At 71.6% G+C, this 12,392-nt stretch carries 9 protein-coding genes; 2 read left to right on the forward strand and 7 right to left on the reverse strand.

Going from position 1 to position 12,392, the window contains the following annotated elements; all coding sequences use genetic code 11:
* Positions 1–116: 116 nt before the first annotated feature.
* On the forward strand, positions 117–1,700 hold the full coding sequence (locus tag F6X68_RS04570; protein ID WP_151453071.1) for a DHA2 family efflux MFS transporter permease subunit: 1,584 nt from the start codon (positions 117–119) through the stop codon (positions 1,698–1,700).
* Positions 1,701–1,750: 50 nt separating this feature from the next.
* Here F6X68_RS04570 and F6X68_RS04575 read toward each other — a convergent pair whose 3' ends face one another.
* The 5 genes from F6X68_RS04575 to F6X68_RS04595 all read right to left on the reverse strand — a co-directional run bounded on the left by F6X68_RS04575 (position 1,751) and on the right by F6X68_RS04595 (position 8,295).
* Complete coding sequence (locus F6X68_RS04575; RefSeq protein WP_151453080.1) at positions 1,751–3,628, reverse strand: ATP-binding cassette domain-containing protein; 1,878 nt, start codon at positions 3,626–3,628, stop codon at positions 1,751–1,753.
* A gap of 260 nt (positions 3,629–3,888) precedes the next feature.
* Positions 3,889–4,371, reverse strand: a complete 483-nt coding sequence (locus tag F6X68_RS04580; RefSeq protein ID WP_370518906.1) for an NUDIX domain-containing protein — start codon at positions 4,369–4,371, stop codon at positions 3,889–3,891.
* Positions 4,372–4,455: 84 nt separating this feature from the next.
* Positions 4,456–5,355, reverse strand: coding sequence for a bile acid:sodium symporter family protein (locus F6X68_RS04585; protein ID WP_151453072.1), 900 nt, complete (start codon positions 5,353–5,355; stop codon positions 4,456–4,458).
* Positions 5,356–5,519: 164 nt separating this feature from the next.
* Positions 5,520–7,046, reverse strand: coding sequence for a TROVE domain-containing protein (locus F6X68_RS04590; RefSeq protein ID WP_151453073.1), 1,527 nt, complete (start codon positions 7,044–7,046; stop codon positions 5,520–5,522).
* Positions 7,047–7,752: 706 nt separating this feature from the next.
* Positions 7,753–8,295 (reverse strand): hypothetical protein, encoded by a 543-nt coding sequence (locus tag F6X68_RS04595; RefSeq protein WP_151453074.1) that lies wholly within the window; start codon positions 8,293–8,295, stop codon positions 7,753–7,755.
* Between the two features lie 172 nt (positions 8,296–8,467).
* On the opposite strand from F6X68_RS04595, the gene F6X68_RS04600 reads away from it, so the two are divergent.
* Entirely contained in the window at positions 8,468–9,409 is a 942-nt protein-coding gene (locus tag F6X68_RS04600) for a phosphotransferase (protein ID WP_151453075.1), read from the forward strand.
* 133 nt (positions 9,410–9,542) lie between these two features.
* Here F6X68_RS04600 and F6X68_RS04605 read toward each other — a convergent pair whose 3' ends face one another.
* Together F6X68_RS04605 and F6X68_RS04610 are read right to left on the reverse strand one after the other, a co-directional pair.
* Positions 9,543–10,805, reverse strand: coding sequence for a glycoside hydrolase family 16 protein (locus F6X68_RS04605; protein ID WP_151453076.1), 1,263 nt, complete (start codon positions 10,803–10,805; stop codon positions 9,543–9,545).
* Between the two features lie 86 nt (positions 10,806–10,891).
* Positions 10,892–12,388 (reverse strand): ricin-type beta-trefoil lectin domain protein, encoded by a 1,497-nt coding sequence (locus tag F6X68_RS04610; RefSeq protein ID WP_225851974.1) that lies wholly within the window; start codon positions 12,386–12,388, stop codon positions 10,892–10,894.
* Positions 12,389–12,392 lie beyond the last annotated feature (4 nt).

Consider the following 12,392-nt stretch of genomic DNA (forward strand, 5'->3'; position numbering starts at 1 on the left):
TCGGAAATCGTACGCCGATCGTCGGTGCCGCTCGTTAGTCTGCCTGCGGACAGTGTCAGTACGTGACAGGTCGAGGCACGGCTCGCGCCGGCCACCACGGGGACCCAGGAGATTTAGTGACACAGCAATCCATCGCGACCTCGGACAAACTCGACGCCTCGGTGCTCAAGGTCGCCGGGGTCGTCGTCCTCGGCGCGATCATGTCGATCCTCGACGTGACGGTCGTCACCGTCGCCCTGCCGACCTTCCAGCGCGAGTTCAACGCGTCGTACGCCGAGGTCGCCTGGACCATGACGGCCTACACGCTCGCGCTGGCCACGGTGATCCCGCTCAGCGGCTGGGCCGCCGACCGGTTCGGCACCAAGCGGCTCTACATGATCGCCATCGCGCTGTTCACGATCGGGTCCGGGCTGTGCGCCAACGCCGACACGATCGGGCAGCTCATCGGCTACCGCGTGCTCCAGGGCCTCGGCGGCGGCATGCTCCTGCCGCTGGGCATGACGATCATGACCAGGGCGGCCGGGCCGCACCGGATCGGCCGGCTGATGGCCGTCCTGGGCATCCCGATGCTGCTCGGTCCCATCGGAGGCCCGATCCTCGGCGGCTGGCTGATCGACGTCGCGAGCTGGCACTGGATCTTCCTGATCAACCTGCCGATCGGCGCCCTGGCACTCGTCTACGCCGCACTGGCGCTGCCGAAGGACAACCCCGAGCCGTCCGAGTCGTTCGACTTCCTCGGCATGCTGATGCTCTCGCCGGGGCTCGCCCTCTTCCTCTACGGCGTCTCCTCGCTGCCCGAGACCGGCACGTTCGCCGACACCGGGGTGTGGGCGCCCATGGTGGTCGGCGGCGCGCTCCTCGTCGCCTTCGTCCTCTACTCCTTCAGGACCCGGCACCCCCTGCTCGACCTGCGGCTGTTCGCCAACCGCAACCTCACCGTCGCGGCGGTGACCATGTTCGTGTTCATCATCGCGTTCATGGGCGCCGGCCTGCTGTTCCCGAGCTACTTCCTGCAGATCCGCGGCGAGACGACGCTGGCCGCCGGCCTGCTGATGGCGCCGCAGGGCATCGGCGCGATGGTGACCATGCCGGTGGCCGGGATGCTGGCCGACCGGGTCCCCGTCGGCCGCACCGTGCCGTTCGCGCTGGCACTCATCGCCCTCGGGTTCTTCACCTTCACCCAGGTCGACCCGCAGACCTCGTACGTCCTGCTCTGCGGGTCGCTGTTCGTCATGGGCCTGGGCATGGGCGGCACCATGATGCCGATCATGACCTCGGCGCTGAAGACCCTCAAGGCGCACGACGTGGCCCGTGGCTCCACCCTGGTCAACATCCTCCAGCAGATTGGCGGGTCCGTGGGCGCCGCCATGATGTCGGTGATCCTCACCAGCGAGCTGAACGGCTCCCGGCCGATCCCCGGGGCGACCGACCCGAGCGGGGAGCCGTTGACGGAGGCCGGCCTCGCCATCGCCGTCCAGCAGCAGCCGGAGCTGGCCGAGCAGTTCCCGGTGGACCCCTCGCTCATCCAGCGTGGCCTCGACTTCGCCGCCAGTTCCTTCGCCACCACGTTCTGGGTCGCGTTCGCGCTGGTGCTGCTCACGTTCGTCCCGGTGGCGTTCCTGCCGCGCCGGCGCGAGCCGTCGCACCTGCTCGACGGCCAGCAGGAGGGGCAGCCGAAGGCTCCCGTCATCATCCACTGACGCGACGCTCCGGCCCCCGGGACGCCCCCGGGGGCCGGAGCGCCCGTCGGTCAGCGCTGCCGTGGGGCGGGGGTGTGCTCGTCGTGGGCGCCGTGGTAGCCGGCGGCCTGGAGGGCGAACAGTTCGGCGTACCGGCCGCCGGCGGCGACGAGTTCGGCGTGACTGCCGGCCTCGACCAGCGCGCCGTCGTGCAGGACGAAGATCCGGTCGGCGTGCCGGACGTTGGCCAGCCGGTGGGTGATGAGGATGGTGGTCGCCCGACCCTGCCGGTCCCGGATGGCCTGGAACAGGGCGTCCTCGGCGCGCGGGTCGAGGGCGGAGGACGGCTCGTCCATGACGAGCAGCTCGGCGTCGCGGAGGAAGCCGCGGGCCGCCGTGATGCGCTGCCACTGGCCGCCGGAGAGGTCCTGGCCCCTGGCGAACGTCCGGTCGAGCAGCGTCTCGTACCCGTCGGGGAGTTCCTGGATCATGTCGTGTGCGACGGCGCGGGCGGCGGCGGCCTCGATCCGGTCCTGCCGGGCCTCGCTGTCGACGTCGCCGACGGCGATGTTCGTCGCGGCCGTGAACGGCCACTTGTGGTATTCCTGCGTGACCACCGCGATGCGGGCCCGCAACCGGTCGAGGTCCCACTCGGGCAAGGGTCGCCCGTTCCAGCAGATGACGCCCTCGGTGGGCGCGCGCAGGGTGGCGATCATCGCGGCGAGGGTGGTCTTGCCCGAGCCGTTCTCGCCCACGAACGCCACCGTCTGCCCCGCCGTGATCGTCAGCGTCACGCGGTCCACGGCGGGGACGTCCCGGTCGGGGTAGCGCAGGCTGACCTCCCGCACGGCCAGCTCGCGCAGCGGGCCGGGATCCGTGCCCGCGGCGCCCGGCGCCGGGTCGTGCAGGTAGTCGGCGGCGCGGGTCATGAACCCGGTGTAGTCGCCGAAGTGCTGGCCCTCGGTGTAGACGCGGTCGACCTGGAAGGTGGTGACGGCCAGCGAACGCTGCGCGGCCTGCACCGCGACCACGCAGGTCGCCGCCGCCGCGAGCGGGATCTGACCGTCGACGAGCAGCAGCCCGAGCAGGAGATAGACCACGGCGGTGGCGATTCCGCCGATCACCGCCCCGACCGTGGTGGTCGTGGTGACCCGGCGGGCGAGGGCCAGTTCGATGTCGGTCTCGACCTCCATCACCCGGTCGTACTGGTCCAGCAGGAAGCGGCGCAGCCCGTAGGAGCGCAGCTCCGGCGCCGAGTCCCGCTCGGCCATCAGCCGGTGCAGCAGCCACAGCCGCCGTCGCCGCACCGAGCCGGCCGTGTAGGTCCGGTAGCGCAGGTGCCCGGCCCGCAGCGACGCCCAGGCCTTGGGCAGCGTCGCGACCAGCAGCGCCAGCAGCAGCAGCGGGTGGATGACGACGACGGCGACTGCCACGGCGAGCAGGCCGGCCAGCCCGGCGAGCAGGTTCATCGACGACTCCACCAGGTCGACCGTCGACTCGGTGCCCCGGGAGGCGCGCTCCATGTCGTCGGCGAACGCGTCGGCGTCGAACGCCTCCAGGCGTACCGCCGTGGACATCTCGAACAGGCCGCGTTCCACCTCCCGGCTCACCCGCGGGGTGAGCCCGTTCTGCGCGTACCCGGTGGCGATGCCCATGCCGGCGCGCAGCGCGGTCGCCCCCGCCAGCACGGCGAGCGCGGGCGTCGCGGCGACCACCTTCTCCGTGGTCGGGCCCCCGGCGAACAGCTCGACGAGCACCCGCTGGGTGGCCAGCAGCCCGAAGGCGGCCATCGCCCCGCCGCCGACCGTGGCAGCGGCCACCACCGAGGTCCGGAGCCGGTCGGCCCGCCAGCTGGTCCGGACCGCCGTCCAGACCAGCCGGGGCAGTTCGGCGAAGACGGTGAACAGGCCGGCTTCGGACCGCGCCTGCATCCCGGTCTCCCAGTACATCGTCCGCAGCTCCGGCAGGACCGACTGCGCCCCTGCCGGAGCCGACTGTTCCGACGTGGTGCCCCGTTCGGTGCGGGTAGCGGCTCCGGTCACGGGCGTGTCTCCTCGCTGCGCGGTGACGTGGTCGTCGGTCGCGGGTCGGGTGGCGGTGGGGGAGCGAGCTATCCAACCCACAGTATTTGCACAGCTACCAATGGTCACTGTCGACGACGCGCTGGTCCAGACCCCACGGCAGGGAAGATGGAGCGGATCCGGACGGGTCAGCTCACCCGGAAGCCGTCCTCCAGGTAGCGGGTGACGCCGTCGTCGCGCGCGGCGAGTGCCTCCGCGACCCGTCGGGCGAGCAGCGGGACCAGCCGCCCGTCGGCCTCCCGCCGGTCACACCACGACCAACTCCGCAGTTCGGCGGGCGGCAACACGATCAGGGCGGCCTGCGACGGGGTCAGCCGGCCCCCGTCGTAGACGAACATGACCCCCTCGGTCCTGGGGTGCCGCGGGGGGACCCAGTCCACGACGAGCAGCCGCCCCGGCTCGATGGCGAGCCCGAGCTCCTCACGGCACTCGCGGGCCGCCGTCCGGTGCGGAGACTCGTCCGCCTCGACGCACCCGCCGGGAATCTCCCACGACGTCTTGTACGCCGGCTCGACGAGGAGGACCCGGCCGGCGGGATCGGTCACGAGCAGGCCGGCGCCCATGCGCTTGCGGGGCAGCCCGGCCGTGAAGTCGGAACCCTCAGGCGGCATGACCGGACCCTAGGCGAAATCCGGTGCCGCGCGCGAGCGGCGGTACGGCACGCCGCCGCTCGCGCGGTGTGGCTCAGTGCCCGCTCACGCCGTCGGGGTGGGCAGGCGGGTCGGATCGTCCGCGGCCCGGGAGCGGCGGGCGGCGACGAAGCCGAAGGCGGTGGCGGTGAAGAACATCAGGATGCCGTAGATCGCCGGTGGCATACCGATGTCGGTGTTGTTGAGCAGGGCCGGGCTGAGTGCGATCGTGATGGCCAGGGTGGCGTTGTGGACGCCGATCTCGAACGACGACGCGACGGAATCCCGGTGCCCGACGCGCAGCAGGCGCGGCGCCGCGTACCCGATGGCCAGGCTGAGCAGGTTGAACAGCAGCGCGATGAGGCCGACCGCGCCGATGGTGGCGGCGAGTTCGTCCTTGACGCCGAGGACCGCGCCGACGATCACGACCATGAGGACCACGATGGAGAGGATCTTCACCGGTCGCTGCATGCGCTCGGCGAACGCGGGACGCCGCTGCCGGACGACCATGCCGATCGCGATCGGGATGAGCACCAGGGCGAACACCTGGAGCACCTTGTCGAACTGGAGGCCGAGCGAGCTGTCCGAGCCCATGAACGCGGCGACGGAGAGGTTGACGATCACCGGCAGCGTGAACAGGGCGAGTACCGAGTTGATGGCGGTCAGGGTGACGTTCAGCGCGACGTTGCCCTGGAACAGGTGGCTGAAGAGGCTGGCGGTGCTGCCGCCGGGGGAGGCGGCGAGCAGCATCATTCCGACGGCCAGCTCCGGGCGCAGGTCGGCGGCGAGCACCAGGCCCAGGCAGACGGCCGGCAGGACCAGCATCTGGCAGACCAGGGAGATGACCACGGCCCGGGGATAGGCGACGACGCGACGGAAGTCGGCGATGGTCAGGGTGAGGCCGAGGCCGAGCATGACGATGCCCAGCGCGATGGGGAAGAGCACGAGCGACAGACCGGTATTCACAGTGCTGGGCCTCCTGATCGCGGTACGCCAGGGATCACCGGAGCTTCACACCACGACGGGTGCGCCCGCATCTTGCAACGTGCGGAGACGACCGTCAATGGGCGTCGTCCACCGGCCGTGCCCCGGCGCCGGCCCCGGGCGACGGGGCCGACGCCACGACGCGGTCAGAAGGGCCACCGGTCGCGGGACCCCGCCTCGATGAGCGGAATCATCGCGAACGCGGCGTCGGAGAGGCCGCCGAACGTGTGCCGGTTGCCGGTCGCCGGCGCGTGCCCGACCCGGTATCCGGCCAGGTTCCAGGTGTACACCGGTATCCGCGCCGGCACGACGGCCGTGACGTCTGCCGCGCCGTGCCAGTGCGCCTGCTCGTCGGTGAGGATGACCACCCGGTCGTGCCGGTCGTAGTGGTCGCGCACCGCCTTCTCGGTCTGGGTCCCGGCGCCGTAGAAGTAGCCACCCTCCTTGAACCGGCGCACCGCCGCCAGCACCGACTCACCGGCGACGGCCGGGAACACCGTGCTGGCGTTGGAGAACGACACCACCGTGGCGTCCCGCGCGCGGGCGGCCAGCGCGAGGCCGAACACGGTGGCCGCGTCCCAGCAGCGCAGCGTGCCGTCCTTGCTGAACGCGCTGTTCATCGACCCCGACGTGTCGATCAGAACCAGGGTCCGCCCGTCCAGGGCGGGCACGTGCGCCAGCGCCTGCTGCAACGCCCGCTCCAACGGGTACGCCCACCGCAGGCTCGGTGCCGCGTTGTACGCCGACAGGTACCGCATCGGCAGCACGCGCGACCGGGCGACCTCGCCCGGGTCGGCCAGCCTCGCCGCCACGGCCTCGGCGACGGTGTCGCTGACGCCGGCCCGGTCGAAGTTGCGCAGGTTGCGCAGCAGCGCCAGGTAGCCCATGGTCGGGATGATCGCCTCCCACGCTGCGGCGTCCATCGCGGTCTGCCGCCAGCCCGCGAGGGCCTCCCAGGTCATGCCGGCCGCGCCCAGCACCGCCGGGTCGGTGATCTCCACGCGCCGCTCGACCGGCAACGCCATGAGCTCGGCCCGCGCCGCCAGCATCGTGAGGGACCCGGGCAGCGGGTTGTCGCGCTTGTGCCGGCGGTCCAAGGCGTGCCGGAAGAGGTCGCCCTGCCGCGCGTCCCTCGCTGTCGGGTGGGTCAGGTCGATGACGTCGCCGAACCGCACCGGGCTGCCGTCGGCGTCGTACTTGAGCAGGCTCCGCTCGTGGTACAGCCGCGTCACCGCGTCGGCGATGCCCCGCTTGACCGGCTTGGGCATCGCCCGGCCGTGGCGACCCAGCCAGTACGCGAGGGCCTCGCCCGGCTCGTCGGCCCGCTGCAACGCGGAGTCCACCACCGCCCGGGAACCGGGGATGCCGGCGGCGACCTGCGCGCGGGCGCCCTCCAGGGCGGCCACGACGGATGCGGACCGCAGCATCGCGCCGGTACGCAGCCACCGCACGAAGCGCGCGAACCAGTCGGGGTCGGCGACGGCCACGGCGGCGACCAGCTCGCGGAACCGGGAGTCCCGGTCGGCGGCGCCCTCGTAGAAGGTGTCCTCGCCGACCATGTTCGACACGCCCAGCAGGAACAGCTCGGCCCGTGGCTCGCGGACGAAGCCGGTCGCGCCCTCGGCGGTGACGGGCAGCTTGGCGCGCCGCAGCTTGAGGTTGAACTTGGCCATCGCGTACCCCGTGTGGGTGGAGCGGAAGGCGCGACCGCACCGCACACCCGAGACCAGAAGTCGGCGACGGACCTGTCCGCCGCTCTGCCGCTTGAGCCAGCCGTCCGAAGGCGGCGGAGGACTCGAACCTCCAACCTGCGGATCCCTGAAGTAACCGTCACCTGCGCACCGGGCGTGCGGCGTGGTCGCGCCTCCCGAGATCGGAGCCGGCGACGGACGGCCTCTTCAACGGGGTGCGGGCACCCCTCCAAGATGTAACCGTCGCCTTCGCACCGGGAGGTGCGGGCAAGACCGTAGCGGTGGCGCCGCCTCGGGGGCAACGAGGTTTGCCGCCCGGTGACCGGGGCCGGAAATGACGGCCACGCCGCGCACCCGAGACCAGAAGGTCGACGGCGGAAGGGCTATCGCTCTGCCAGCTGAGCTACCAGCCCCGGAAGGCTGGAGGGGACTCGAACCCCCGACCCATAGATGAAGTATCCGCTGTCTGCGCACCGGGTACGCGGTGCGCGCACCTCCCGAGATCGAAGCGGCAACGGAGACTGGCCCTCGCGGGCCAAGGTGACCTGGGCTGCTGGTCGACACCGCATTTCGGCGGCGGCGGGATTCGCACCCGCGTCTCCCCGTTGGAAGCGGAAGTAGCCGTTGCCTGCGCACCGGGAGGTGCCGGCCGAAGGTAGGCGACCGGTGCGGAAGTGGGCAAGCCAGTTCACTGCCGCAGCCCCAGCGCGTCCTCCTGGGTGGCCCCCGGCAACCACCGGGCCAGCTCGCGGCGTAGCACACCCGGGCCTGGCGTCATGCCGGTGAGCGGCACCACGATCTCGTACGGGCGGCTCTGCCCGTACCCGGCCCACTGCCATCGCCTCATCGGTGGTCGGGTCCGTTCCGGATCGGCCGGCTCGACGTGCAGCGACGGCGTCAGGCGCCCGCGGATCTCGGCGCGCTCGACGTTCGACCAGTCGATCGCCAGGGTCGTGTCGCCGGGGCCCGACACCTCCAGTCGCTGGTCGTCGAGCCGCACCGGCAGGCGTGTCCGCTGGCTGCCTCTCGGTGGGGTTGGTAGCGGCGAGAAGTGGAAGACCGCGAGGTACGGCAGCAGCACCCACAGCCCGTCCCACCACAGCCGACCCCGCGCCAGGCTGACGAGGACCCCGATCACTGCGGCGGCGAGCAGCCCCAGGGTCGTCCTCCGGACCAGCCGGAGGGCCGACCGTCTGAACTCGACGGTGTGGGGTTCATCGGTGCGAGTCACTGTGGCCCCTTTGCCCGGCCCGACGGGGTGAAAAACCGCAGAAGGCCGCGACCGGTCGGTCCTATCCAGCGGGCGGGGCGGGTGCCGCCACGCTGCGGAGCAGCGGTCGCTGCGTACGTCGGCACGTAGCTTCGGTCGGTTGGATGTCCTACCGTCCTGATGGACTGTTCGGATGCGCGTCGAAGAACTCGAGGGCATCGCGGCGGCACTGGGCAGCAGGGTGGTGACGACATCCGTGTTGGCGGGCGGCTTCTCTCACGAGACGTGTCTGCTCACGCTTGCTGACGGCCAAGTCGTTGCCCGGTTCGGAGGAACGGACCCGGCGATCGAGGCCGGGGTCATGGCCGCCGCCCGTCGGCATGTGCCAGTTCCGGACGTCCTGTTGGTCACACCCGGTGAGGACGAGAGCGTGCGGCCGGCGATGGTCATCGAGTATGTGGACGGCGATGCTCTGAGCGGGGTGCTCGCCAAGGGTGATCTTGGTCAGGTGGAAGCGGGTGAGCTGGGGGCTGAGGTCGGAAGGGTCGTTGCGGAGGTCGCTGTGGTGGCGTTCGACCGACGAGGCTTCTTCGTCGACGCGGACCTCACCGTCAAGGAGGAAGACCCGTGGTCGCAGCAACTGGTTGAGGTCGTCGAGGCTTGTATGGCCGCGGTTCCCGAGGGCCGGCTCGACGGCGAGACGCGTCGTGCCTGGGCGGAGTTGTGCGCGGCTCACTCGTCGGCGCTGGAAGGAGTTGACGGTCACACCCGGCTGGTGCATGCCGACATCAACCCGAAGAACGTCCTGGTCTCTCGCGTGGGCGGCGGTTGGCGGGTGGATGCGCTGCTCGACTGGGAGTTCAGCTACTCCGGTTGCCCGTATGGCGACGCCGCGAACATGGCCCGGTTCGGCGCCGACTATCCCGCCGGCTTCCTGGACGGCTTCCGCGCGGGATTCGCTGAGCAGCAGCCTGCGGACCTGCCCCTGGTCGAGGATTGGGCCTACGTGGGGCGGGTCCTGGACATGTTCGCGTTGAGTGACCTGGTGACTCGCCCGGTGGGGCACGCCGTTGCTGACCAGGCGGCCGAGCAGGTCCGGCGTTGGGTTGGGTGTGGCGTGCCGGACAGGGTGTGACGTGTGCCTGGTCGTACACCAGGCGGTCGAACGGGGACAGCAGCGCGGTACGGCCGCTGAGGGGGCGCGAGCCGGCGGGGCCGGTCGGGGCGGTGTGCCCCGGCCGACCCTGCCGGCGTCCGCGTCGAGGGGATCAGACGCGGGACCACTTCTGGTTGGCGTCGCCCGTGCAGTCCCACAGTTGGAGCTTGCCCCCGTTGCTGGGGTTGCGGTCCCGTACGTCGACGCAGCGGTTGGCGCTGAGGTTGACCAGGTCACCGGCGGCGTTGAGCGTGAAGCGTTGCGCCGGGTTGCCGTTGCAGGTGACGAGGTTGACCTCGGTGCCGTTCGCCGTGCCGGCCCAGGCCGGGTCCATGCACTTGCCCATCGCCCGGATCGTGCCGTCGGAGGCGAACGTCCAGGCCTGCGCGGCGGTGCCGTTGCAGTCCCAGATCTGGAGCTTGGCCCCGTCGACCGGGTTGGCGCTCGGGATGTCGATGCACCGACCGCTCAGCGCGCCCCGGATGGCGTTGGTGCCGGTCGGCGGGTTGCCGCCCGAGGTGTAGCCCGAGACGCGTACGTAGTCCACGAGCATCTGCTGCGGGAACTGCGTGGAGGCGTCGGGGTAGCCCGGCCAGTTCCCGCCCACCGCCACGTTGAGGATCATGAAGAACGGGTGGTCGAACACCCAGCGGTTGCCGCCCAGCCGACCCGGATCGACCCGGTGGAACTCGACGCCGTCGAGGTACCAGATGATGGAGTTCGGTTCCCAGTCCACCCGGTAGGTGTGGAAGGTGTCGGCGAGTGGCTGGCCGATGGTGCGGCTGCCGGTGATGCCGCCGCCACCCGAGTAGCCCGGGCCGTGGATGGTGCCGTAGACGGTGTTCGGCTCCCGGCCGATGTTCTCCATGATGTCGATCTCGCCCGCGTTCGGCCAGCCCACGCCGCCCATGTCGTTGCCGAGCATCCAGAACGCCGGCCAGATGCCCTGACCGCGCGGGATCTTGATGCGGGCCTCGAAGCGGCCGTACGCCTGGGTGAACGTGGCCGCCGTCAGCAGCCGGGCAGAGGTGTACTCGCACCGGCCGTAGTGGCACTGGTAGTTGGCGGGGTTCTCGCGGCGGGCGGTGATGACCAGGTTGCCCTGGCCGTCGTGCACGGCGTTGCTCGTGCTGTTGGTGTAGTACTGCCGTTCGTTGTTGCCCCAGCCGCTGCCGCCGATGTCGAAGCGCCACTTGCTCTGGTCGACGGGGGTGCCGGCGGAGGCGTTGAACTCGTCCTGCCAGGTGATCCCCCCGATGGCGGCCTGCGCCGGTTCGGGGTGGACCGGCACGGAGAGGGCTGTCGTGGCGGCGATGATCGCGGTCGCGGCGAGGGCGAGCGCCCACGGCCGGCGGCGGGTACGGACTCTGAACATGTGGGACCTCCTTGGAGGATGCCGGCGCGATGTCTCGCGCGGACGATCGGCCGTTCGGCGTGGGCGCGACGGCGGACGGGTGCCGGTCAGCCGCGACGCCACTTCTGGTTGGCGGCGCCGAGGCAGTCCCACAGGTGCAGGCGGGCGCCGTCGGAGTTGTTCCACTCCTTGATGTCGACGCACTTGTTGGCCTGCGGGTTGACCAGGTCACCGGCGGCCGAGAGGACGAACTGCTGGGCCGGGTTGCCGCTGCAGTTGGCGATCTGGATGACCGCGCCGTTGGCGGTGGACCCCCACGCCACGTCCATGCACTTGTTGTTCTGGGTGCGCAGCGTGCCGCCGGTGAAGGTCCACGACTGCGCGCCGGTGCCGTTGCAGGTCCAGGTCTGCAGGGGCACGCCGTCGGAGAAGTTGGAGTTCGGCACGTCGATGCAGCGGTTGTTCCAGTTGCTGATCAGCCGGCTTCCGCCGCCGCCACCGGTGGTCACCAGGGACAGCCCGTAGACGCCGAGGATCTCGTTGACCGGCTGGAACCAGGTCGTGCCGCCCGTGGAGCAGTTGCCGGAACCGCCGGAGGTGACGCCCTGGGCCTGGTTGCCGGAGATCCAGGCCCCGCCGGAGTCGCCGCCCTCGGCGCAGGCGTTGCTGCGGGTCAGGCCCGACACCGCACCCTGCGGGTAGTTGACCGTCTCGTTGCGACCCAGGATGGTCCCGCAGCGCCAGCCGGTCGTACGCCCGGAGCGGCAGACCGAACTGCCGATCGCCGCGTCCTGCGAGCCGGCGACCGTCACGTTGCCTCCGGCGTAGTTGTTCACCCAGGGCTGCGGCGTCCAGGAGCCGTTGGTGCGTACCCACCCGTAGTCGTTGCCGGGGAACGACGACCCCGCGAACGTGCCCTGGGAGACGTTGTTGAAGCCGAGGGTCGGGCTGCCGACGCCCCCGCAGTGGCCTGCGGTGACGAAGCCGCCGACGACCGCGAAGCCGACCGAGCAGAGGGTGTTGCCGTTGATCACGTACTGGTCGCCGCCGCGGATGTCGTAGAGCGGGCGGGGCGCGTCGGTCGCGGTGACGACCCGGATCGCGTCCGCGGGCACGCCGCTGGCCTTGGCGTACGCGATGGCCTTGTCGGCGGCGCCCGGCCGGACCGTCACGACCACGCTGTTGCGGGCGACGTCGACGTGCCAGCCGTGGACGTCGCGCGGGTCGGCGGCGGCGGTGCGCCGGTCGAGGGCGCGCTTGACCGCGTCGAGGGTGCGCTCGCTGCGGGCGACGACCGTGACGTCGGCGCCCTCGGCGCGGACGTCCGTGGCGAGGGCCGCATCCGTGACGGCGACGGTGAGGCGCTGCCCGCCGGGCGGGATCCACGCGCCGGCGAACGCCGGGCCGAGCTTTGCCCGCAGGCGCCGTTCGACCACCGGCGCCGCGGCCTCGGTGCGCAGTCGTTCGTCGACCTGGGTGGGGGTGAGGCCGAGGTCGCGGCGCATCGCCTCGACCAGGGCGGGGCTGGGCCCGGCAGTGGCCGCCTCGGCGCGGTCCGGGGCGGCGGGGGACGTGTCGCTGGCGTGGCCCGCCGCCGGGGTCAGGCCG

The organism is Micromonospora sp. AMSO12t (assembly GCF_008806585.1).
GTDB classification, from domain to species: Bacteria; Actinomycetota; Actinomycetes; order Mycobacteriales; family Micromonosporaceae; genus Micromonospora; species Micromonospora reichwaldensis.

What these genes read in the sequence shown, in the direction of transcription:
- F6X68_RS04575 (WP_151453080.1), bottom strand. Translation starts at nt 3,628, where the DNA reads ATGTACTGGGAGACCGGGATGCAGGCGCGGTCCGAAGCCGGCCTGTTC.
- F6X68_RS04600 (WP_151453075.1), top strand. Translation starts at nt 8,468, where the DNA reads ATGCGCGTCGAAGAACTCGAGGGCATCGCGGCGGCACTGGGCAGCAGG.
- F6X68_RS04580 (WP_370518906.1), bottom strand. Translation starts at nt 4,371, where the DNA reads ATGCCGCCTGAGGGTTCCGACTTCACGGCCGGGCTGCCCCGCAAGCGC.
- F6X68_RS04605 (WP_151453076.1), bottom strand. Translation starts at nt 10,805, where the DNA reads ATGTTCAGAGTCCGTACCCGCCGCCGGCCGTGGGCGCTCGCCCTCGCC.
- F6X68_RS04590 (WP_151453073.1), bottom strand. Translation starts at nt 7,046, where the DNA reads ATGGCCAAGTTCAACCTCAAGCTGCGGCGCGCCAAGCTGCCCGTCACC.